Genomic DNA, 21,463 nt, shown 5'->3' on the forward strand with positions numbered 1-21,463 from the left:
CTCCTTAAGACAAGATCAGACGTGAAAACTGCTTTGGCAGCTCGGTCGGCCAGTGCAGCTGGTTGGAATGTTGAGCCAAAATGCCTTGCCGCTCTAGCCAGTGGCCAAATTCTGGTGCCGGTTTCAAGCCGAGTAACTGCCGGATGTAGAGAGCATCATGAAAGGAAGTGGTCTGATAGTTCAGCATCACATCATCTGAACCGGGAATCCCCATCATAAAATTCAGTCCGGCATTGGCAAGCAAGGTCAACAGTACATCCATATCGTCCTGATCGGCATCGGCATGGTTGGTATAGCAGATATCACAGCCCATTGGCACGCCGAGCAGCTTGCCACAGAAATGATCCTCTAATCCTGCACGGATAATCTGCTTGCCGTTATACAGATATTCCGGCCCGATAAAGCCCACCACGGTATTGACCAGCAAGGGATTAAACTTTCTAGCCACGGCATAGGTACGCGCTTCCAGAGTTTGCTGATCAACGCCATGATGACCATTGCTAGATAGCGCACTGCCCTGTCCTGTTTCAAAATACATCACGTTTTGACCCATTGTGCCGCGTTTCAGGCTTAAAGTGGCTTCATAGCCTTCTTGTAAAAGTTCGAGATTAATGCCGAAACCGGTATTGGCTTTTTCAGTTCCTGCGATGGACTGAAACATCAGATCAATCGGGACATTTTTATTTGCCAGCTGAATGCCGGAAGTAATATGGGTCAAAACACAAGACTGGGTTGGAATCTCATATTCCTGAATGACGTGATCAAGCAGTTTGAGCAGTTCAGTCAAAGTCTGCAAATTATCTGTTGCAGGATTGATCCCGATGACCGCATCTCCATTTCCGTACATCAGTCCATCCAGAATGGACGCAGAGATTCCCATCAAGTCGTCAGTCGGATGATTCGGCTGTAAGCGTGTCGACAGACGACCTTCCAGACCCAGGGTGTTTCTGAACCTGGTCACTACGCGGCATTTTTTCGCCACCAGAATCAGATCCTGATTACGCATGATTTTGCTGACAGCCGCTACCATTTCCGGAATCATGCCCATTTTTAAGGCCGTAATTTTTTCTGTAGTAGCATCCGCACTTAGCAGCCAATTACGAAAATCTCCGACAGTAAAATGCGAGATCGGATAAAAAGCCTCGGCATCATGTTCATCCATAATCAGGCGGGTGATTTCATCCTCCTCGTAGGGAATTACCGCTTCATGCAAAAACTGCTGTAAGGGGACGTTTGCCAGACACATTTGTGCAGCCACACGCTCGGTTGCATCTACGGCTGCAATCCCTGCCAGCTGATCACCAGAACGTTCAGGCGTGGCCTTGGCCAATAAGGTTTTTAAATCATTAAAGATATAATGCTGATTGGCCACATTGATCTGATACAACATAAGCGTGTGCTCCCTGCTGATGGGTTTATTTCAATTCCTTTTCTGCCGCTTCAATGCGGGCAAATTCCTCTTCCGGTGTGCCAGCCACCAGATGATGACGGCTATATACCAAGAAATAGACAATAAGTGCCACATAAATAGCTGCTGCCATCAACCAGACTTTTGGATCGACCAGGAAGCCTGCGACTACTGCAATAGCTGCAAGCACTAAAGCAATCGATGCAGTGACAATACCGCCCGGGGCTTTATAAGGACGTGCCAGATTCGGCCGAGACAGTTTCAGTTTGATGTATGACATCATCATCAAGACATAGGAAATGGTGGCACCAAAGACCGCCATCAGAATCAGCAAATCGCCTTCACCAGAAAGGGACAGCAGGAATCCGATAATCCCGGGAATAATGATGGCCAAATAAGGGGCATGATTGCTGTTGGTCAAGGACAGTTTTTTCGGTAAATAACCGGCACGTGAAAGGGCAAATATCTGGCGGGAATAGGCATAAATAATCGAGAAGAAACTGGCAATCAGGCCAGCCAGCCCGACAAAATTGACAAAGCTTGCCATCCAGGTATTGGCACCATAGACGGCGACCAAGGCATCCACCAGCGGTGCACCAGAATCCTTAAGCGTGTCTGCACCTGCTGCACCCGGACCAAGCAACAAAATACTCAGAGCAAAGAATGCCAAGATCAGCATGGAACCAATCAGGCCTCGCGGCAAGGATTTAGCCGGCTCTTTGGCTTCCTCGGCTGCCAGCGGCACACCTTCAACCGCTAAAAAGAACCAGATTGCATACGGGACTGCTGCCCAAATACCCAGATAACCCAATGGCAGGAAACTGCTGGCACCCGCAGCTTCAGTACTGACAGCAATATCAAACAGATTTGCACTATTAAAATGCGGCAACATGCCAAAGATAAACACCATCAAGGCAACTGCAGCAATTGCGGTAATCACAAACATGATCTTGAGGGCTTCACCAGCACCTTTCAGATGCAGGCCCATAAAGACCAGATAGCTCACCAGGTAAATGATCCAGCCGCCAATTCCAAACAGGGCTTCGCAATAGGCACCAATGAAACAGGCAATCGCTGCCGGTGCGATGGCATACTCTATCAGGATGGCACTTCCGGTCAGATAGCCGCCAAAGGGGCCAAAAGCAGTACGAGCAAAACTGTAACCCCCGCCCGCTGTGGGCAGCATGGTCGACATTTCGGACATGGCCAGACACATACACAGATACATAATTGCCACCACAATGGTTGCAATAAACATGCCTCCCCAGCCCGCCTGCGCCAGACCAAAATTCCAGCCGGCAAAATCACCGGAAATCACATAAGCCACCCCCAGACCGACAAGAAGCAGCCAACCCACAGCGCCTTTCTTGAGGTGGCGCAAGGCAAAATAATCTTCTTGTCCTGCTGTTTCAGTCACACTGGTATCTATCACGCTCTTTGACTCTGACATAGCAACCTCTTTGTTTTTATCGTTGTTCCCTGAAGACATGCATAAGCCGTACCAGTTCCGGAGGCTGCAGTGAAGACAGTCGAGACGCTGCCTTTCAGATACGAAATGCGTTATAATCATCCACCTCCTCATTTATACACCCGAGTTATATGGCGTATCGTCAACAAAGTGTATCGCTTGATCTTGATACTGACGTCACACATCAATGTACGCTGCACTACAGCCGTGATCAGCATCTGATTGGAATCATTGAATTCAGCAAGCCAAGCTTTCTGCTTCGCTGGCAGGATCTGGAATACTTCCGTCGTCGTACCGAAGAATTTTCCGTGATGCCTTTTCCGGACTGTGTCAATGCGATGATTATCGATATTCGGGATGTCACGGCATGGCTGGATAATGAAGTGCCGATCATTCCATGGCGCTTACTGGAAGAAGACTGTCCGGTCCGCCTCGTGGTGCCTGCAGACCGTATTGAGCACTATGCCGGATTTTTTGAACCGACTTGGCTCAGCTCCGATATCGAAACCGCTATTCAGGAAATCCGTGAATCGATGGATATGTTTGTGCATTAAGCTTGAATCGATAAAAAAACCTCCGTTTCGGAGGTTTTTTTATGACTTTTTCTTTTTATTCTTTTTGCTTCGATTTCTTTATTTATATGCATACCTTTTTAGCCTCCAGCAGATTTCCTTTTTAGATTCAGTAACATTTCAGCAATAAATTTAGCTTGAGTCATGTTGAAATGATCAACTAAGATGAATATAAACGAACAATTAGACTTTATAGCAATAATCAAAATATCGTCTCAGCACAGCCCTAAAACTGGCGTAATCATAATAATTGAAAATGAAAAATGGAGTTTCACGATGAAATCAAAGACTCAATTCGCTACGCTGCTATGTGCCAGCGCCCTGACCTTGGGACTGAGTGCCTGTAGTGATAATCAGGCACCAAGCAATCAGTCAGGCAGCGAGAGCACTTCTGGCACACTCAATAAAATCAAACAGTCTGGCACGATCGTATTAGGTTATCGTGACTCTTCGATTCCATTTTCTTATATCGCTGACAATCCGAATCAGCCGGTCGGTTATGCCCATGATCTGCAACTGAAAGTGGTCGAAGCCGTCAAACAGAAGCTGAATCTGCCTGATTTAAAAATCCGCTATAACCTGGTGACCAGCCAGAATCGGATTCCCCTGGTTTCCAACGGTACAGTTGATCTGGAATGTGGTTCGACGACTAACAACAAAGAGCGTCAGCAACAGGTCGATTTCTCTATTGGCTTTTTTAAAGTGGGTTCCCGTCTGTTAACCGCTACCAATTCTGGTATTAAAGATTTTAGTGATCTGAAAGGCAAAAAGGTGGTCACCACTGCCGGCACCACATCTGAACGCTACCTTCGTCAGCATGAAAAAGAATTGGGTATTGGCGAAATTATTTCTGCCAAAGACCATGCAGAATCCTTTTTAATGCTGCAAAGTGGCCGTGCCGCTGCCTTTATGATGGATGACATTTTGCTGGCGGGAGAAAAATCCAAGGCTAAAAATCCGGAACAATGGCACATTGTGGGTATAGCGCCAATCAATGAAATCTATGGCTGTATGTTGCGTAAGGGAGACCCTGAATTTAAGCAGGTGGTAGATGATGCGATTAAAGCCACCTACAGCTCCGGTGAAATTAACAGCATGTATCAGAAATGGTTCCTTATGCCAATTCCACCGAAAAATATCAACCTGAACTTTACCATGTCTGATGACTTGAAAGCCCTGATCAGTAACCCGCATGACCGCGATCAATAGACTCTGAACCTTAATCATCTGCTTAAGCATGACCTGTTTAAGCTCATTTTGGAGTGATCATGAATTACAGCTGGAATTGGGGTGTCTTATTACAACCAACCGGGATTGGAGATAGCACCTATCTAAGCTGGATCATGACTGGCCTCGGCTGGTTAGCCGTAATTGCGATTGTAGCCTGGTCAATTGCCATGCTTCTGGGTAGTCTGCTGGGCATCATGCGAACCTTGCCCAGCCCAACTGCCCGGGCGATTGGAACCACCTACGTCACCATTTTTCGGAATGTGCCTTTACTGATCCAACTATTCATCTGGTTCTATGTGGTTCCCAACTTTTTGCCGAACAGCATTCAAAGCTGGTGGATCAATGATCTGGGAGCGAATACCACTGCGCTGATGTCAGCCAGTATCGGTTTAGGACTGTTTACCGCAGCGCGGGTTTGTGAACAGGTGCGTACCGGGATTGAAGCTATTCCACCCGGACAGATTAATGCCGGCTATGCTATGGGTTTTAGCACCGCACAATTATATCGCTATGTGATTTTACCGCAGTCTTTCCGCATAATCTTACCTCCGCTCAGTTCTGAACTGACCAATTGCGTCAAGAATACTTCGGTGGCCTCACTGGTCGGGGTTGCAGAGCTCATTTCCCAGATGAAAACTATCAGTGAATATACGCAAAATACGATTGAGATCTACACCTACGTCACCCTGATTTTTATCCTGATCAATGTCTGCCTGATTGGCTTGATGAGCTTCCTGGAAAGACGCTTCCAGGTGCCTGGTCTGATTGCGGGGACAAAATAATGGAATGGTTTACTGCATTTTTTCAGGATTTACAGTTATCCGCACCTGCCCTGTGGCATGGTCTGAGCATCACCTTAAAAGTCTTATGTTTTGCCACCATTGGCGGGGTCTTTATTGGCACATTATTGGCATTAATGCGGCTGTCTTCAATTCGGGTGTTTAACTGGATTGCCAAGGGCTATGTCAACCTGTTCCGTTCGATTCCCCTGCTGCTGGTCCTGATGTGGTTCTACTTCGCTGTACCCTTTATCTATACCGGGCTAACCGGAAAATACCTGACCATGGATACGGCACTGGTGTCCAGTATTGTGGCCTTTATGCTGTTTGAGGCTGCTTATTTTTCCGAAATTGTCCGTGCCGGGATTCAGTCTATTCCCAAGGGGCAAACGGATGCGGCCTATGCCCTGGGTATGAGCTATAGTCAATCCATGCGTCTGATTATATTGCCTCAGGCTTTTCGCAAGATGACACCTCTGTTATTACAACAGACCATTATTTTGTTTCAGGATTCCACCATGGTCTATGCGATTGGCCTTTTGGACTTTTTCCGGACCAATTATGTACGTGGCGACCTGATGGGTTTACTCACCCAATATATTCTTTTTGCCGGTTTGGTGTATTTCACCATCAGTATGATTGCCACGTATATTGTTAAAAAATTACAGCAGAGGTTAAGTGTATGAGCGAAGGAAAAATCATGATTGACCTCCAGCATGTCAGTAAATGGTATAAGGATTTTCAGGTACTGACCGACTGCACCACACAGATTCGGCAAGGTGAAGTGGTCGTGGTTTGTGGTCCTTCTGGTTCAGGGAAATCGACCCTGATTAAAACCGTCAATGGTCTGGAACCTGTTCAGCAAGGTAATATTTTGGTCGATGGGATTAAAATTAATGATCCGAAAACCAATTTAAATAAATTGCGTAGTCGTGTTGGTATGGTATTTCAGCATTTTGAGCTATTTCCACATCTTAGCATTACCGAAAACCTGACCATTGCCCAGATCAAAGTATTGGGGCGTTCTGAAGCCGAAGCCAAACAGAAAGGGCTTGCTTATCTTGATCGGGTCGGCTTAAGTGCACAGGCCAATAAATTCCCGGCACAACTTTCTGGCGGGCAACAGCAACGTGTTGCGATTGCCCGTGCGCTGAGTATGGATCCGATTGCAATGTTGTTTGATGAGCCGACTTCGGCCCTTGATCCTGAAATGATTAATGAAGTGCTCGATGTCATGGTGGGACTGGCCAAAGAAGGCATGACCATGATGTGTGTCACACATGAAATGGGTTTTGCCCGACAAGTCGCCAACCGGGTCATCTTTATGGATCAGGGAATAATTGTGGAAGATTGCAGTAAAGACGATTTCTTCAATACCACTCGTGGTGAGCGTGCCCAGCAATTCCTGAACAAGATTCTGCACTAAGCTTTCGTTACTCATGTTTTATATAAAAAAGCTCATCCAAGGATGAGCTTTTGAGCATAAGTCTTTCAAGCTTACCAATAATTTTCTACCGCAATATTCCCTTCACCACGACGGTTCATGGTCAAACCACGGGCTTTTAAGGCTTCTTTGGTGTCATCGACCATATCCGGATTACCGCAAAGCATGACATGGGTCGTTTCCGGATTAAGTGTGAGACCGGCCACTTTTTCCAGCTCGCCATTGGCAATCAGCACCGGTAAACGGTCATGCAAGGGTGCATTGGGTTCACGGGTAATAATCGGGATAAATTTAAAACCGCTATGCCCTTCGCCAAAGGTCTCGGCGATTTCCTGAATCCGGTCTACATAAGCAAGTTCAGCCCGGGTACGAACACTATAAACCAGATTGATTTTTTCGTATTTGCTCCAGGTTTCAAAGTCTTGCAACATGCAAATAAACGGTGCCAGACCCGTGCCGGTACCCAGTAACCATAGGTCTTTAGGTAAAGGTAATTGATAACGTGCCAGAGTCAGATAACCATAAGGAATTTTTTCCAGAAACAGCTCATCCCCTACTTTTAGGTGCTGTAAATTGGAGGTAAATTTACCTTCTGGAACGACAATCGAGAAAAACTCCAGAATTTCATCAAAAGGAGATGACACCACCGAATAGGCACGAACCACCAGTTCATCTCCCACTTGCAAACCAATACGCGCAAACTGCCCTGCAGTGAATTTAAAATGTGCCGGGCGTGTCATGGTAAAACTAAATAAGGTATTGGTCCAACGGTGTACAGATAAAACTTTTTCTCGGGTAAATTTTTCAATTGACATGATTTCAACGTGGCATGAAAGACTACGCTCATGGTAGCATGGCAACATAATTTATTAATATTTTTTAAATGTTAAGGCTCTATTCATGCGCATGACTTTACGCCAATTGGCTGTTTTTGTAGCAGTGGCACAAGAGGGTACCGTAACGAAGGCCAGTGATGCCGTCAAGCTTACACAAAGTGCGGCGAGTATGGCTTTAGCAGATCTGGAAGATGGTCTGGGTGCCCCACTGTTTGACCGTTTAGGCAAACGTTTACAGCTCAATGATCTAGGGCGTTTTCTTCTCCCTCAAGCACTAGAAATTTTGGGTCGCTGTGAGTCTTTTGAGCAAATTGCTAAAGGCGAACTGCAAAGTATCGATTTACGCTTAGGTGCAACCCTGACAATTTCGGATTACTTAATCCCTGATCTGATGGCAGATTTTTTAAAGATTCGACCTCAGGCACATTTACAGCTTCAAGTCGGCAATACCCGTCAAATGATTGAAGCTGTAAGCCAATTCCAGTTAGACCTCGCTTTAATTGAAGGCTCTTGTCATCTGCCACAATTGCAATGTATCCACTGGCGTGATGATGAGCTGGCGGTATGCTGTGCCCCGGATCATCCACTCGCGCAATTAAACCGTGAACTGACTGCTGAAGACTTCAAATCGGTTGAATGGATTTTGCGTGAAGAAGGTTCAGGCACGCGTGAAGTATTTGACAATGCCATTTTAAAAGATGTGCCGGATGCCAATATCCGTCTAACACTCGGTCATAATGAAGCGATTTTAAAAATCGTAGCGGGTGGAATCGGACTGTCCTGTATTTCAAAACTTGCGATTGAGCCTTTACGCGAAAAAGACCAACTGGTGATTCTGGATACGCCATTCTGGTCGCTGACCCGTCCTCTATTTATGCTGGTGCATCGCCAGAAATATCAGGGTCCAGGTCTGAGAGCCTTTATGAATTTTTGTGAAGGCTAAAATATGAAAAGCACCTTAAGGTGCTTTTTTATTATTGATTAAAATTGGCTTTCGCACGGGATACCGTCGCCATCACCATCCATCTTAGTATTTGGACAGTTACGAATAAAAAATAAAGCCTCTTCGTAAGAACCCATTTGGCTACAGTGTTCTCGACCATCACATTTGAATTGAGATATAGATTGCGAAGCCATCTCTGAATTTTCCGAATTAACGGTGTATCTTTGGCTTCGTAACTCAGTGCCACGATTTTCTAGATTCTTCCTACCCTGCTCAGATAATCCCTCCATAGGTAAATCACCTTGTGCCGTTCGCTGATCAGCTACAATTCGTTGCTGCTCTACCATCAATTCTTCAAGCTTCTGCTGTTTTTGAACTTGGTAGCTTTGGTATTTGTTATAAACAAGACCACCAAGGATCACAATAATAATTAATCCCGATATTGGGATTATTTTTGATGTAGTTGATGATTTTGCCTTTTCATAACGTGGAGAAGTCTGAACTTCAGGAGCTCCATATAGATTAGTATTATGTGCAACAGGCACCGTTGCTTTAACATCCAGCCGAACAATATGTTCTGCCTTAAACTTTCCCTTATCTTCCACAATCAAAAACTTTAATTTTTCCCCAATCTTTGGCGGAATATTTTTATTGGGAAAATCTATGATATGAAAAAATAAATCTTTAGATTCCCCTTCGATTTGAATAAAACCAAAGCCACGCTCTTCGTGATAAGTTTTGATTTCCCCCCTCTTGAAACATAATTCACTCTTATCTTTGATATTTTTAATAATTATAATGAAAAAGAGACTATAAAGCTTTCTTGATTTTTTTGATGCTGAAACAAAAAAGCACCGCAAAGGTGCCTTTTACAATTGAAGAATAGATAAAACCCCGAGTTAAAAATAGAAAATAAATATGTTCTGGTTTAAATTTATACTTCGCCAAAAATCATAAAGCCAGCTGCTGATACCAAGGCCAGCCACAGCGTTGGACTAAAGAAAATTGAATTACGTACCGGAACAGGTACTGTAGGTGCCAAGGATTCTAAGGCGATAACATCTGACACAAACTCATCTTGCACTTTAATATCCAGGCGCACCATATTTTCTAATTTCATGCCACCTTGTTCGGGAATGATTCTAAATTTAAGCCGCTCTCCAATTTGCGGTTCAATTTCAGGCGAAGGCAGATCTTGCAACTTGAAACTTAACTGGTGAGCTTCTTCTGTCAGTTCTAGAACACCCATAGCACGTTCAAAATCGTAGGCTTTAATTTTTCCATTCCTAAACATGACATTTCTCTCTATAAATCAATGAATGTATTTTAAGTGAGAAGAAATGGAGATGATTGTAGAGCTTTGGTGGAAGTTTTATTGTTTACGTAACGAAACACAAGCTTTAGGTTACAAAGCCTGATTTATACTCGCAGCCGATAAATTCTTATATAAATAAAGAGGCACAAATGCCTCTTTATTTAGTCTTACTCTTCGTAGATTAGCGCTTAAGATTTGATAATAAGGCTGAAGTAATTGATTGGTTATGTGCAGCGACCTTAGATTTTTTAGCTTTCTTTGATTTGTCTTCGACACGTTCGATCTTAATCGCTTTATATCTATCGCCATTTTCAACAACATTAAATTTCACGCGTTCATTGCGCTTTGGCTCGCCTTCCGCCGCTGGGAAGTCTGAAATATGGAAGAAGACATCTCCCTCAGCGCAGCCAATAAAACCGAAACCTTTGGCAGGGTCGTACTGTTTGATTTTACCCTGGTATAATTCATCTTTCATGCTGTGTTGTCCTATCCTGAAAATGCCCTGTCTACATTATATAAAAAAGAGGCTGTAGTAGCCCCTTTTTTCATCATATTCAAAAATTAGTCTTTTTGAACTGAACCAAAGATTTTATCGCCAGCATCGCCAAGACCCGGAACGATATAACCATTTTCATTTAAACCGCTGTCAATTGCTGCAGTAAACATAATGACATCCGGATGTGCAGCTTCTACACGTTTAATCCCTTCCGGCGCAGCAACCAGCACCATGACACGAATGTCTTTACAGCCGCTGGCTTTCAGCACATCAATTGCCGCTACCAGAGAAGAACCTGTCGCCAACATTGGATCAATGATCATCGCAATACGATTTTGTACGTCTGGAACCAGTTTTTTATAGTAAGTACGTGCTTCCAGCGTTTCTTCATCACGCTCTAAACCAAGTACAGATACTTTTGCACTTGGGATCAGGTTTAAGAAACCATCGAGCATCCCAATACCGGCACGCAGAATCGGCACAACCGTGATTTTTTTACCCGCAATACGGTCAACCGTTACAGCCCCATTCCAGCCGTTAATGTCATGTTCAACCATTGGCAAGTCTTTAGTCGCTTCATAAGTCAGAAGCATGGTCACTTCTTGAGCTAACTCACGGAAGTTCTTAGTACTGATATCTGCACGACGGAGTAAACCGAGCTTATGTCGGATGAGAGGATGACGGATTTCATGGATTGCCACGGGAGAACACCTAAAAGGTTAAAGATAAATTTCCGCTATTATAATGGCTTTTCTTGATTTGTATAAATAAAAAAGCCCCCAATCATGGAGGCTTTTTTGTAATAACATTAATCTTTGCAGATATTAGTTAAAACCACTTTGAACCAAAGTGAAAATGAACTGTTGCAATTCAGGTGATATCGCGAAGAACGCAAATTTAGACACTGCAATCACTGGATCTGGATAGACACCAATCACCAGTACCGCAAGCGCAGCAAGCAGCACCATGATACCGCCGACTTTTTGACCCCAATGATTCACCGCATCTAGACGTGGTGTTTCAGGTGGTGTCATGTAAAGCACGACCATCACACGCAGGTAATAGTACAAACCGATACCAGAACCCAGGATAACCATTGCAGTCAGGAACCAGGCTTCACCTGCAACCGCAGTTTTAATCACCAGGAACTTACCGATAAAGCCGGCAGTTAAAGGGATACCTGCAAGTGACAGCATCATCACCGTTAAAACAGCAGTCAATACTGGACGGCGCCAGAACAGACCGCGGTATTCAGCCAGACTCGCTGCTTCGTCAGTATTGTTATACGGACTAGACATTAGCGTAACGACACCGAATGCACCGATCGTCGTTAATACATAGGTAATCACGTAGACGTTTACACTTTCAAAAGTCGCGAAACCTTGAACCTGCAAGAAGTCAGTATTACGTGAACTGACGATGGCAACCAGCACATAACCAAAGTGTGCAATTGAAGAGTATGCCAGGATACGTTTCAAGTTCACCTGACGAACCGCCAGCAAGTTACCTGCAAGAATAGACAGTACCGCAATAATCGAAATGATGGTTACGAAGCTGTCTGCCAGGATTAAACCTGAAGACAAAACATAACGAACAAACAGACCGATCATCGCCACTTTCGCAACAGTCGCAAGGAAAGTCGCGATTGGCGCTGGCGCACCAGCGTATACGTCTGGTGTCCATTTGTGGAATGGTGCAAGCGATAATTTAAATGCCACGGCAAATATAATTAATGCCAGACCAATCACCACTGCCGGTTGACTGAATACAGTGAACAGTTTGCCCGGTTCTGCAACGAAACTTAAGCTACCAGTATAAGCATAAATATATGCCATACCCATCAATAGCATTGCAGACGCAGTTGCTGAAAGCACCAGATATTTCACACCCGCTTCAAGCGATTGAGAACGTTGATGTGTATATGCCAATAAGCCATAGACAGGAATCGACATCAACTCAAGGCTAATGAAGAATGATGCATAGTGTGAGCTTGCCACCATTAACATTGCACCCGCAACGGATATCAACATCAAGATATACAGCTCTTCACGGTTATCTTTATAAGTTTCGATATACGCGTGTGACAAGGTGCTACATGCGAGTGCAGCAATCAGGATCACAAACTGGTACAGCATCGTAAATGGATCTACGATGAACAGATTCATTACGTTCGCAGGGGCAAATGCGCCTGCCAACAGAACGAAAATGATATAAAACGCAGCAAGGTTTAAACCAATCACCGTGGTGGTAGCCACCAGGTTATGGTTACGCTTGATTGCAGTCAGCAACATCACGACGATCGCAGTTAACGACACGATCATCACAGGTGCTAGAGGCATAAGCTCGGAAAAAGACATTGTGAAGTTCATGGCTTATTGGATCTCCACATTTTCAAGTTGAGTCGTTACTTGATCAGCAACTTCAACCACTTCTTGAACTGGAAGGTAGCTATTCGCTAACCACGCCATGCTTGAGTTAGACACATCAAGGAAGCTTTGTGGGTATAGACCAAGCCAAAGTAGACTAAACGCACAGATCAACAATAATGCGATTTCACGTGCATTCAGATCTTTTAACGGATTTGTATAGTGCTGTTTCTGCTCTTCATTTGGCACACCAAACAAGGTTTTGTGAATCAGGATCAGACCGTACAGACCCGCAAATACCAAGCTGATTGCTGCAAGAATAGTAAATGCCGGGAATTGTGCATAAGCACCCATCAGGATCAGGAACTCACCAATGAAGTTACCCAGACCTGGAATACCGACAAGCGCCGCGACAAAAAACATCAGGAAGAATGCAAGATACGGGAACTGACCACGCATACCGCCCATCAAACGCATGTCACGCGTATGCACACGCTCGTATACCTGACCACACATAATGAACAGTGCAGCAGATGAAATACCATGTGCCAACATCATGATCATCAGACCCTGGAAGGTCAGGATGTTACCTGCGTAGATCGCAAGTAAAACAAAGCCCATATGTGAAATAGAGGTATAGGCCAACAGGCGTTTCATATCGGTTTGCTGGAAAGCACACCAGGCACCGTAAAAGATACCAATTAAACCGAGAATGATCGCGAAGTCTGCAAACTGCGCAGAAGCCGCCGGGAAGAATGGAATCACAAAACGAAGCAGACCGTATGCAGCTGTCTTAATCAAGATACCAGCAAGATCGACAGAACCCGCAGTGGGTGCTTGCGCATGCGCATCTGGTAACCAGCCGTGTAATGGGAAAACTGGAAGTTTTACCGCAAAACCGATGAATAAACAGATCATGAATGCATAAGCAACTGCTGGAGCCTGAGCATCAAGCGTATTCGCTACACCTAATAAATAGTTGTAGTCGAAACGGATTTCGCCAGTCATGGTATAGCCTACAGTCACCAGACCAAGGATACCAATCAGCATGACTAAACCTGCAACCTGCGTGTAGATGAAGAACTTGGTTGCCGCATAAACGCGCGACTTGCCTTCTGCCCCTTTATGACCCCAAAGGGCAATCAGGAAGTAGATCGGCACCAGCATCATCTCCCAGAAGAAGAAGAACAGGAACAGGTCAATCGCCAGGAACACACCGATTACACCACCCAGAGACCATAAAAGGTTCAAGTGGAAGAAACCAACGTTCTTTTGAATCTCGCCCCATGAACAGCCTACTGCCAACACACCTAAGAGTGCAGTCAAGCCAACCATAAGAAGTGATAAACCATCCACCGCAAGGTGAATATTAATACCGAGGGTTTGAATCCAAGGCAATTTGAATTCGGCAGCCCACGAAGGTGTAGCACCGCCTAATTCATAGTTATAAGTACCAGTCTGCCAAAGGACGATGGTCAAGACCAAGGTCACCAGCATACCGATCAGCGCGATATAACGCGGCAAGTGTTGGTCAAGTTTATCGACCAACCAGCATATGAAACCTGCAATGAACGGAATGAGGATCAGAGCCGGCAAAATAATATTGTTTGGAGCTTCCATTTTATTTCCCCACGACCTGAATCACGATCAAGATCATCAGTAGGACAACGACACCGAGCCCCATACTAGATGCATATTCACGCACTAAGCCGGTTTGACGTGAACTTGTAAAGTTGTGACCACTTTTGACCAGTGCAGGAAGTACCAGCCATAAACCATCAATTGGATCACGACCGAACAGCTTAGCGAAGAACAGATAAGGCTTCACGAAAATGAGGTCATATAGCGTGTCGAAACCAAGTGCATTTCGGCAAATGTTCACCAGGCCAGCACCCACAGAAGTGGCTGCAAAACGTTTTACCGCATTGTAAGCAAAAGCGAACAGTACCACGCCCACCGCAAGACCCGTCAAAGCGACAGCGATTGCGATATATTCCGCACCATGTGCACCTGCTTCAAGCGCTTCAGGAATAATGAAGGCTGGAATTTGTGCAGCATCCAGAATACTCATTACCGGTGCTTTTAGGACAATTGCCAGACCTGTTGAAAGTACAGCAAGAATCGCAAGTGGCGCCCAGTAAGTTGCACCTTTGATTTCATGATAAGGCGTGTTTTCTTTGCCGAAGAATACAACCCAGATTAAACGGAATGTATAAATAGAGGTTAAGAAAGCACCTGCAACACCTACCCAGTACAGCGTGTTATACACTGGTAAACCAGCAATATGACTTTGTGTCCAGACTGCAGCAAGAATTGCATCTTTTGAGAAGAAACCAATCGTTAAGAATGGAATCGCTGCCAATGCACCACCACCAATCGCGAAACATGCAAACAGGAATTTGTTCTTGTAGAACAAACCGCCCATCTTGAAGATGTTTTGTTCGTGATGGTAAGCCAGAATCACCGCACCAGATGACAAGAACAATAATGCCTTGAAGAATGCGTGGGTCAGCATATGAAACAGACCAGCCTGATACGCTTCAGCACCCACTGCCATAAACATATAGCCCAGCTGACTCATGGTTGAGTACGCCAAAATACGTTTAATGTCAGTTTGAACCAGTGCCGCAAACCCAGCTACAAGTAATGTCACCGCACCAGTGATCGAGATAAATACCATTACTTCTGGCGCAAGTTCAAAAACTGCAAACAGACGGCAGCACAGGTAAACACCCGCTGTTACCATTGTTGCCGCATGGATCAATGCAGAAACAGGTGTCGGACCTGCCATCGCATCGGCTAACCATGTTTGCAACGGAATCTGTGCAGATTTACCTGCCGCACCCAAGAACAATAACAATGCTGTCCAGATCGTCAGTGAAGAACTTTGCGTCATTACAGTCGCAGCATTTTCAACAATGTACTGGATGTTCAAGGTACCGAATTGCTGGAAGATCAGGAACATGGCAATCAGCAGGAATACGTCACCGATACGGGTCACGGTAAATGCCTTGATTGCAGCCAGACCATTTGCAGGGTTCTGGTAGTAATAACCAATCAGCAGGTAAGAACACAGACCTACGCCTTCCCAGCCCAGGAACAATAACGCCAGGTTATCGCCCAGTACCAACAGCAACATGCTCGCAACGAACAGGTTGAAGTAAGAGAAGAAACGAGCAAAGTCTTCTTCACCGCGCATGTACCATGATGCAAAGATGTGAATTAAGAAACCCACACCTGTGACCATGCCCAGCATCAATAAAGATAGACCATCGAGCTGCAAGCTGATACCCGGTGCAAAACCGCCAACACTGAACCAGGTCCAGAGATGTTGAACAGTGGCTTGTGAGCCATTATTCACAAAGTCCATACCTGCAATCAGTGCAAACAGTGCAGATAGACCAACCGAACCTACACCAATAATCGCTGCAACAGATTCAGGCAGCTTGTTGCGCCCCGCCGCTAACAGGACAAAACCAATGAGCGGAAATAAAATTGTTAGATATAAATAACTCATCCGCGCATCTCACTAGCAGCATCCACATCCAGGTGATGGAAGCGACGATAGAACTGAAGGACGATCGCAAGACCAATACAAGCCTCTGCCGCAGCAAGTGTCAGGATCAGGATAAACATGATCTGACCATCTGGCTGTGCCCATGCACTACCTGCCAAAACGAATGCCAGAGCAGCAGCATTCATCATGATTTCAAGGCTCATTAAAATAAATAGTAGGTTGCGTCGCACCATTACACCGTAAAAACCCAGTGCAAAGAGAATAGATGCAACGATCAAACCATGCTCTAAAGGGATGTTGCCCATTATTCTTTTTCCTCTTCTGCATCTGGTTCACGTTTACCCAAATGGAATGCAGCTACTAATGCAGCAAGCAATAACATCGCGGCAACTTCAACCAACAACAAGTATTGCGTAAAGAGTGCTTGACCCACTGCTTTCGGGCCAACCATTTCAATACCCATCACCAGCGAAGGTTGTGTGTAATCAGAATTTAATACCCATACCAGCACCAGACCGATCAGAAAGCTCATTAACGCGGGATATGCCCAAGCCGATGACGTCAACCATTTACGTTCTTGTTCAACGGTCTGTTCACCCAGGTTCAGCATCATTACCACGAACACGAACAACACCATGATCGCGCCTGCATAAACGATCACTTCCAGTGCACCAGCAAACGGCGCACCAACAATCAGGAACATGCCTGCGACTGCAAGTAATGATACGATCAGGCTTAATAAAGCATGTACCGGATTCGCGTTAGTTACCACGCGAACCGTAGAGACAATGGCCACGAGGGCCATTAAATAAAATGGCCACATCATGGTAATAGACTCCGTACATCAACAGGTGCACTTTCACGCTGTGCTTGACCTTTGTCCTTGCCTGCAATTGCCATACCGGCTACACGGTAGAAGTTATAGTCAGGATATTTACCAGGACCAGAAATCAGCAAGTGCTCTTTTTCATAGACCAGGTCTTGACGAACATATTCACCGAGTTCGAAGTCAGGCGTCATTTGAATCGCAGTGGTTGGACACGCTTCTTCACACATACCGCAGAAAATACAACGTGAGAAGTTGATACGGAAAAATTCCGGATACCAGCGACCATCTTCACGTTCTGCTTTTTGTAGTGAAATACAGCCTACCGGACAGGCAACCGCACACAGGTTACATGCCACACAGCGCTCTTCGCCATCAGGGTCGCGCGTCAATACGATACGACCACGGAAACGTGGTGGTACGATTTCTTCGGCCGGCACTTCCGGATATAAAATGGTGTCACGTTTACGTGTTGCGTGGCTGAACACCATCCACAACGAACGAACGATTGACCCGAATCCAGCTAGAAATTTAAACATTTTGTTCTCCCTGCTGTCTTAGGCCTGATTCATCAGAATCACAGCACCAGTCACCAAAAGGTTAACCAACGCCAATGGCAAGCAAATTTTCCAACCAAAGTTCATCACCTGGTCATAACGTGGACGCATTAATGAACCACGCGCCAGTACAAACATCATTACAAAGAATGCTGTTTTGATAATGAACCAGAATGCTGCTGGAAGGAATGGAATATCAAGGTTGAATGGCGCGAGCCAGCCACCGAAGAATAAAGTCACGATCAATGCAGAGATCAGAACCACGTTGACGTATTCCGCAACGAAGAACATCCCCCATTTCATACCTCCATATTCGACATGGTAACCTTCCGCCAATTCCTGTTCTGCTTCTGGTTGGTCAAATGGGTGACGATGCGTTACCGCAACACCTGCAACCACAAAGATCAGAAAGCCAAGGAACTGAGGAATTACAAACCAGACATCACGTTGTGCTTCAACGATTTCACGCATGTTGAATGAACCGGCAATTGCCACCACACCCATCAGCGAGATACCCAGGAACACTTCATACGAAATCGTTTGAGCCGCAGAACGTAAACCGCCCAGTAAGGCATATTTGTTGTTTGATGACCAGCCACCGAACAGTACTGCATAGACTGCAATACCGGCCATTGCCATAAAGAACAACAGGCCGATGTTCAAGTCTGCCACACCTAAATACGGTGAAATAGGAATGACCATGAACGACAGTACCGCAGTTGCCATCGCAACTGCTGGTGCCATACGGAAAGTCAATTTATCAGCAAACTTAGGTGTCCAGTCTTCCTTGAACATGATTTTCAGCATGTCGGCAACAATCTGGAACATACCGCCCGGACCAACACGGTTCGGACCGTATCGGTCTTGCCACAAGCCGAGTAAACGACGTTCAATAAAAGACATCAACGCAGCGATCAGTACCACAACCAGTAAGATCACGATCGCTTGAATGACTGAATAGGCGATTGGCCAGTTTTCAGCCCACAGCGGCGTTTGACGGATTAATTCTTGCTCCATGAATTACGCTCCTACCGCGACTGAAACAGGCTCTGCAAGAGATACCGTCGGTGCAAGACCGATTGGGTAGCCAATATAACCTGTCGGTAAGTATTCAATTACTTGTACAGGAAGAACGATAGAGGTCTCGCCTGCTTTTACAGTAATTGTTTGACCATCTTGAACATTCAAGCGGGCAGCATCCTGTTCACTCACTGCAAATACCGGTTCAGGAATACGTGTTTCCATCGCTGGTGTTTTTACGGTGAATTCACCTGAACCAAAGATATGGTGCATTGGCACTAAACGGAAGCTCTCAGCATTTACCAAAACAGGTGCAGGTGTAACGAAGGTACGTGCCGGACGTTTTGCCAAACGGTCGAATAAACGAACGCCTGCATCACCGCCTTTCAAATGACCGCCCACATTGTCCTGGTATTTATTCCATGCTTGCGGCGAGTTCCAGCCTGCAGACCATGCAAATGGAACCAGTGAAGATGGTGTCTGGTCTCCCACATAACCTTCCATAGAGAAGGTTAATGCAGAATCAATATCGGTTGGCTGTTTTGGCTCGTGCACAGACAATGGCGCACGCATCGAAGTACGACCTGAGTAACGACGTGGTTCACGTGCCACTTTCAAGCCATGTACGCGGAAGCCCGCATCAGGTGCAACATCCAGAATGCCTTCCAGCGCTGGAACGTTTTTCGCAACTGATTCGATCACATCATCCAGCAGGGTCCAAGAAATCGCTTTGCCTTTCACGCCTGTTTCCAAAGCGTGCAACCAGCGCCAAGATTCCTTGATCGCCAATTCAGGATTGTAGTAGCTTGGGTCATACACTTGGTAGAAACGTTGTGCACGGCCTTCTTGCGATACAACCGTACCATCACCTTCAGCGAAGCTTGCAGCAGAAAGCACGATATCGGCTTTTTTCACTGTTTCGGTTTCAGAGTGATCCAGTACGATCACATCTTTGCCTGCAAGTGCAGCATCGACCTGTGCAGCAGGAAGACGACGGTAAAGGTCATTTTCAACCACAATCACAGTATCGTAATCTTGTGCAAATGCTTGCTCGAGACTTTGACCACCGAAGATCGCCATACCCATCGAGTTCACTTCAGGAACGGTCAAGGTCAGACCTGCATTACCCAGATTCTGTGCAACTTGTGCAGCAGCTTCCATAATGGCAGGATCTTGCAAGCTGGTACCAGAGATGATCAATGGTTTCTTCGCAGCTTTTAAGGTATCCGCGATGGTGTGTGCAAATGCTTTCGCATCATCATCTAAGCCTAGAATCGTTTCACCAGCAACTGCTGCAGCAACCGCAAAGCCTAAACGTGCGATGTCGTTTGGAGAAGCAACCACTTCACCTTCAGCAACATCAGACAAACGAGTTTGTGTTGCAGCCAGGATGTAAATCGGAGATTTGGCATCTTGAGCAATACGTTGAACCGGCTCAGCCAGCCATTCTTGGGTACGACGTTCCGCTGCCATCTCTTTGCCTTTATTTTTAGCAGCTTGGCGAACAGATAAAGCCATACGAGGCGCAGTTTGAGTCAGGTCTTCACCGAGAATTAACACAGCATCATAGCTTTCAATTTCACGCATGTTCGGGTTGTAAACACCCTCGGTTTGCATGATTGACGCAGCAAGCTCAACCAGGTTTTGCTCTTTTTGAGACAGACCCGTAGAGAAGTTGTCTTGACCGACCAATTCGCGAAGCGCAAAGTTCGATTCAAGTGATGCACGTGGTGAACCAATACCCAAGACTTTTTTGCCCTGGATATTTGCAATTACGGTATCGAGTGCTGCATCCACTGAAACAGTTTCAACATTGCCGCCTTTACGGAATTGTGGCTGACGTGGACGATCTTCACGGTTCACATAACCGGTACCGAAACGGCCTTTGTCGCATAGGAAGTATTGGTTCACTTCACCGTTAAAACGGTTTTCTACGCGGCGTAATTCGCCATAACGTTCACCCGGAGAGATGTTACAACCAGAAGAACAGCCCTGGCATACGCTTGGCGCATACTGCATGTCCCATTTACGGTTATAACGTGCCGAATGAGTCTTGTCGGTAAATACACCAGTCGGACAGACTTCAGTCAGGTTACCCGAGAATTCAGACTCTAAAGTCCCTGATTCTGGACGACCGAAGTACACACGTGATGCATTGGCATACACGCCAAAGTCCGTACCACCTGCGTAGTCTTTGTAATAACGCACACAACGGTAACACGCGATACAACGGTTCATTTCGTGGGAAATGAATGAGCCAAGCTCTTGGTTGTAATGGGTACGTTTGGTGAAGCGGTAGCGACGACGGTCGTGCTGCGTCATTACGGTCATATCTTGTAAATGACAGTGACCACCCTCTTCACAGACTGGACAGTCGTGCGGGTGATTGGTCATCAGGAATTCAACAATCGAAGCACGGAAATCTTTGGCTTCTTTGTCTTCAATCGAGATGTAGGTATTGTCAGATGCAGGCGTCATACATGACATGACTAAACGACCACGCGTATCTTCCGGATTCGCGTATTGAGTCACGGCACATTGACGGCAAGAGCCGACAGAACCCAAGGATGGATGCCAACAAAAGTATGGGATGTCAATGCCAAGACTCAAACATGCTTGTAGCAAGTTTTCCGAGCCGTTGACTTCATACGATTTGCCATCGACATGAATTGTAGCCATAGTCGAA

The 21,463-nt window shown here is 45.7% G+C and carries 21 protein-coding genes; 6 read left to right on the forward strand and 15 right to left on the reverse strand.

Annotated elements, in window-relative coordinates; genetic code table 11:
* Positions 1-4: 4 nt before the first annotated feature.
* The gene (locus tag KUG37_RS10005) at positions 5-1,390 is read right to left on the reverse strand and encodes an ethanolamine ammonia-lyase subunit EutB (RefSeq protein WP_216934697.1); all 1,386 of its coding nucleotides are present in this window, start codon (positions 1,388-1,390) and stop codon (positions 5-7) included.
* Between the two features lie 25 nt (positions 1,391-1,415).
* On the reverse strand, positions 1,416-2,858 hold the full coding sequence (eat, locus tag KUG37_RS10010) for an ethanolamine permease (protein WP_216934695.1): 1,443 nt from the start codon (positions 2,856-2,858) through the stop codon (positions 1,416-1,418).
* A 149-nt stretch (positions 2,859-3,007) separates the two neighbouring features.
* Between eat and KUG37_RS10015 the strand changes: the two genes are divergently transcribed.
* The 5 genes from KUG37_RS10015 to KUG37_RS10035 all read left to right on the forward strand — a co-directional run bounded on the left by KUG37_RS10015 (position 3,008) and on the right by KUG37_RS10035 (position 6,883).
* Positions 3,008-3,430: a hypothetical protein gene (locus KUG37_RS10015; RefSeq protein WP_216934694.1), complete on the forward strand. Its 423-nt coding sequence runs from the start codon at positions 3,008-3,010 to the stop codon at positions 3,428-3,430.
* A 294-nt stretch (positions 3,431-3,724) separates the two neighbouring features.
* Positions 3,725-4,657 (forward strand): transporter substrate-binding domain-containing protein, encoded by a 933-nt coding sequence (locus tag KUG37_RS10020; RefSeq protein ID WP_216934691.1) that lies wholly within the window; start codon positions 3,725-3,727, stop codon positions 4,655-4,657.
* A 59-nt stretch (positions 4,658-4,716) separates the two neighbouring features.
* Positions 4,717-5,460 (forward strand): amino acid ABC transporter permease, encoded by a 744-nt coding sequence (locus tag KUG37_RS10025; RefSeq protein ID WP_216934690.1) that lies wholly within the window; start codon positions 4,717-4,719, stop codon positions 5,458-5,460.
* Complete coding sequence (locus KUG37_RS10030; protein WP_216934689.1) at positions 5,460-6,143, forward strand: ABC transporter permease subunit; 684 nt, start codon at positions 5,460-5,462, stop codon at positions 6,141-6,143. The genes KUG37_RS10025 and KUG37_RS10030 overlap by 1 nt, the downstream gene beginning before the upstream one ends.
* A gap of 14 nt (positions 6,144-6,157) precedes the next feature.
* Entirely contained in the window at positions 6,158-6,883 is a 726-nt protein-coding gene (locus KUG37_RS10035) for an amino acid ABC transporter ATP-binding protein (RefSeq protein ID WP_216934773.1), read from the forward strand.
* A gap of 71 nt (positions 6,884-6,954) precedes the next feature.
* Here the strand turns inward: KUG37_RS10035 and KUG37_RS10040 are convergent, their stop codons facing one another.
* Positions 6,955-7,716: a ferredoxin--NADP reductase gene (locus KUG37_RS10040; protein WP_216934688.1), complete on the reverse strand. Its 762-nt coding sequence runs from the start codon at positions 7,714-7,716 to the stop codon at positions 6,955-6,957.
* An 85-nt stretch (positions 7,717-7,801) separates the two neighbouring features.
* Here KUG37_RS10040 and gigC point away from each other — a divergent pair, with 85 nt between their 5' ends.
* The gene (gigC, locus tag KUG37_RS10045; RefSeq protein WP_216934687.1) at positions 7,802-8,680 is read left to right on the forward strand and encodes a LysR family transcriptional regulator; all 879 of its coding nucleotides are present in this window, start codon (positions 7,802-7,804) and stop codon (positions 8,678-8,680) included.
* Between the two features lie 38 nt (positions 8,681-8,718).
* On the opposite strand, the gene KUG37_RS10050 is transcribed toward gigC, so the two are convergent.
* The 12 genes from KUG37_RS10050 to nuoG all read right to left on the reverse strand — a co-directional run bounded on the left by KUG37_RS10050 (position 8,719) and on the right by nuoG (position 21,456).
* Positions 8,719-9,462 (reverse strand): cold shock domain-containing protein, encoded by a 744-nt coding sequence (locus KUG37_RS10050; protein WP_216934771.1) that lies wholly within the window; start codon positions 9,460-9,462, stop codon positions 8,719-8,721.
* Positions 9,463-9,614: 152 nt separating this feature from the next.
* A complete protein-coding gene (locus KUG37_RS10055) occupies positions 9,615-9,974 on the reverse strand; it encodes a hypothetical protein (RefSeq protein WP_216934686.1) in 360 nt (119 codons plus the stop codon).
* A gap of 202 nt (positions 9,975-10,176) precedes the next feature.
* Entirely contained in the window at positions 10,177-10,470 is a 294-nt protein-coding gene (locus KUG37_RS10060) for a cold shock domain-containing protein (protein WP_216934685.1), read from the reverse strand.
* An 86-nt stretch (positions 10,471-10,556) separates the two neighbouring features.
* The gene (gene upp, locus KUG37_RS10065; RefSeq protein ID WP_216934683.1) at positions 10,557-11,192 is read right to left on the reverse strand and encodes a uracil phosphoribosyltransferase; all 636 of its coding nucleotides are present in this window, start codon (positions 11,190-11,192) and stop codon (positions 10,557-10,559) included.
* A 123-nt stretch (positions 11,193-11,315) separates the two neighbouring features.
* Complete coding sequence (nuoN, locus tag KUG37_RS10070) at positions 11,316-12,860, reverse strand: NADH-quinone oxidoreductase subunit NuoN (RefSeq protein ID WP_216934681.1); 1,545 nt, start codon at positions 12,858-12,860, stop codon at positions 11,316-11,318.
* Positions 12,861-12,863: 3 nt separating this feature from the next.
* Entirely contained in the window at positions 12,864-14,477 is a 1,614-nt protein-coding gene (nuoM, locus tag KUG37_RS10075; protein WP_216934679.1) for an NADH-quinone oxidoreductase subunit M, read from the reverse strand.
* 1 nt (position 14,478) lies between these two features.
* Positions 14,479-16,374 (reverse strand): NADH-quinone oxidoreductase subunit L, encoded by a 1,896-nt coding sequence (gene nuoL / locus KUG37_RS10080; RefSeq protein WP_216934677.1) that lies wholly within the window; start codon positions 16,372-16,374, stop codon positions 14,479-14,481.
* Positions 16,371-16,679 carry an NADH-quinone oxidoreductase subunit NuoK gene (gene nuoK, locus KUG37_RS10085; protein ID WP_216934674.1) on the reverse strand — a complete coding sequence of 103 codons (309 nt, stop codon included), beginning with the start codon at positions 16,677-16,679 and terminating at the stop codon, positions 16,371-16,373. The genes nuoL and nuoK overlap by 4 nt, the downstream gene beginning before the upstream one ends.
* Positions 16,679-17,197 carry an NADH-quinone oxidoreductase subunit J gene (nuoJ, locus tag KUG37_RS10090; RefSeq protein ID WP_216934770.1) on the reverse strand — a complete coding sequence of 173 codons (519 nt, stop codon included), beginning with the start codon at positions 17,195-17,197 and terminating at the stop codon, positions 16,679-16,681. Before nuoJ ends, nuoK begins: the two co-directional genes overlap by 1 nt.
* On the reverse strand, positions 17,197-17,739 hold the full coding sequence (gene nuoI / locus KUG37_RS10095; protein WP_064096458.1) for an NADH-quinone oxidoreductase subunit NuoI: 543 nt from the start codon (positions 17,737-17,739) through the stop codon (positions 17,197-17,199). The genes nuoJ and nuoI overlap by 1 nt, the downstream gene beginning before the upstream one ends.
* Positions 17,740-17,757: 18 nt before the next feature.
* Positions 17,758-18,774, reverse strand: a complete 1,017-nt coding sequence (gene nuoH / locus KUG37_RS10100; RefSeq protein ID WP_216934672.1) for an NADH-quinone oxidoreductase subunit NuoH — start codon at positions 18,772-18,774, stop codon at positions 17,758-17,760.
* A gap of 3 nt (positions 18,775-18,777) precedes the next feature.
* A complete protein-coding gene (gene nuoG, locus KUG37_RS10105) occupies positions 18,778-21,456 on the reverse strand; it encodes an NADH-quinone oxidoreductase subunit NuoG (RefSeq protein ID WP_216934670.1) in 2,679 nt (892 codons plus the stop codon).
* Between the last annotated feature and the right edge of the window lie 7 nt (positions 21,457-21,463).

The organism is Acinetobacter sp. BY419, from assembly GCF_019038395.1.
Classification (GTDB): Bacteria; Pseudomonadota; Gammaproteobacteria; order Pseudomonadales; family Moraxellaceae; genus Acinetobacter.

Coding starts and splice junctions, on each gene's coding strand:
- nuoK (WP_216934674.1), bottom strand. CDS start 16,679: ATGGGCAACATCCCTTTAGAGCATGGTTTGATCGTTGCATCTATTCTC.
- nuoN (WP_216934681.1), bottom strand. CDS start 12,860: ATGAACTTCACAATGTCTTTTTCCGAGCTTATGCCTCTAGCACCTGTG.
- KUG37_RS10015 (WP_216934694.1), top strand. CDS start 3,008: ATGGCGTATCGTCAACAAAGTGTATCGCTTGATCTTGATACTGACGTC.
- KUG37_RS10060 (WP_216934685.1), bottom strand. CDS start 10,470: ATGAAAGATGAATTATACCAGGGTAAAATCAAACAGTACGACCCTGCC.
- nuoL (WP_216934677.1), bottom strand. CDS start 16,374: ATGAGTTATTTATATCTAACAATTTTATTTCCGCTCATTGGTTTTGTC.
- nuoM (WP_216934679.1), bottom strand. CDS start 14,477: ATGGAAGCTCCAAACAATATTATTTTGCCGGCTCTGATCCTCATTCCG.
- KUG37_RS10055 (WP_216934686.1), bottom strand. CDS start 9,974: ATGTTTAGGAATGGAAAAATTAAAGCCTACGATTTTGAACGTGCTATG.
- KUG37_RS10040 (WP_216934688.1), bottom strand. CDS start 7,716: ATGTCAATTGAAAAATTTACCCGAGAAAAAGTTTTATCTGTACACCGT.
- KUG37_RS10025 (WP_216934690.1), top strand. CDS start 4,717: ATGAATTACAGCTGGAATTGGGGTGTCTTATTACAACCAACCGGGATT.
- nuoI (WP_064096458.1), bottom strand. CDS start 17,739: ATGTTTAAATTTCTAGCTGGATTCGGGTCAATCGTTCGTTCGTTGTGG.
- KUG37_RS10005 (WP_216934697.1), bottom strand. CDS start 1,390: ATGTTGTATCAGATCAATGTGGCCAATCAGCATTATATCTTTAATGAT.
- nuoJ (WP_216934770.1), bottom strand. CDS start 17,197: ATGTGGCCATTTTATTTAATGGCCCTCGTGGCCATTGTCTCTACGGTT.
- KUG37_RS10020 (WP_216934691.1), top strand. CDS start 3,725: ATGAAATCAAAGACTCAATTCGCTACGCTGCTATGTGCCAGCGCCCTG.
- eat (WP_216934695.1), bottom strand. CDS start 2,858: ATGTCAGAGTCAAAGAGCGTGATAGATACCAGTGTGACTGAAACAGCA.
- nuoG (WP_216934670.1), bottom strand. CDS start 21,456: ATGGCTACAATTCATGTCGATGGCAAATCGTATGAAGTCAACGGCTCG.
- KUG37_RS10030 (WP_216934689.1), top strand. CDS start 5,460: ATGGAATGGTTTACTGCATTTTTTCAGGATTTACAGTTATCCGCACCT.
- KUG37_RS10035 (WP_216934773.1), top strand. CDS start 6,158: ATGATTGACCTCCAGCATGTCAGTAAATGGTATAAGGATTTTCAGGTA.
- gigC (WP_216934687.1), top strand. CDS start 7,802: ATGCGCATGACTTTACGCCAATTGGCTGTTTTTGTAGCAGTGGCACAA.
- nuoH (WP_216934672.1), bottom strand. CDS start 18,774: ATGGAGCAAGAATTAATCCGTCAAACGCCGCTGTGGGCTGAAAACTGG.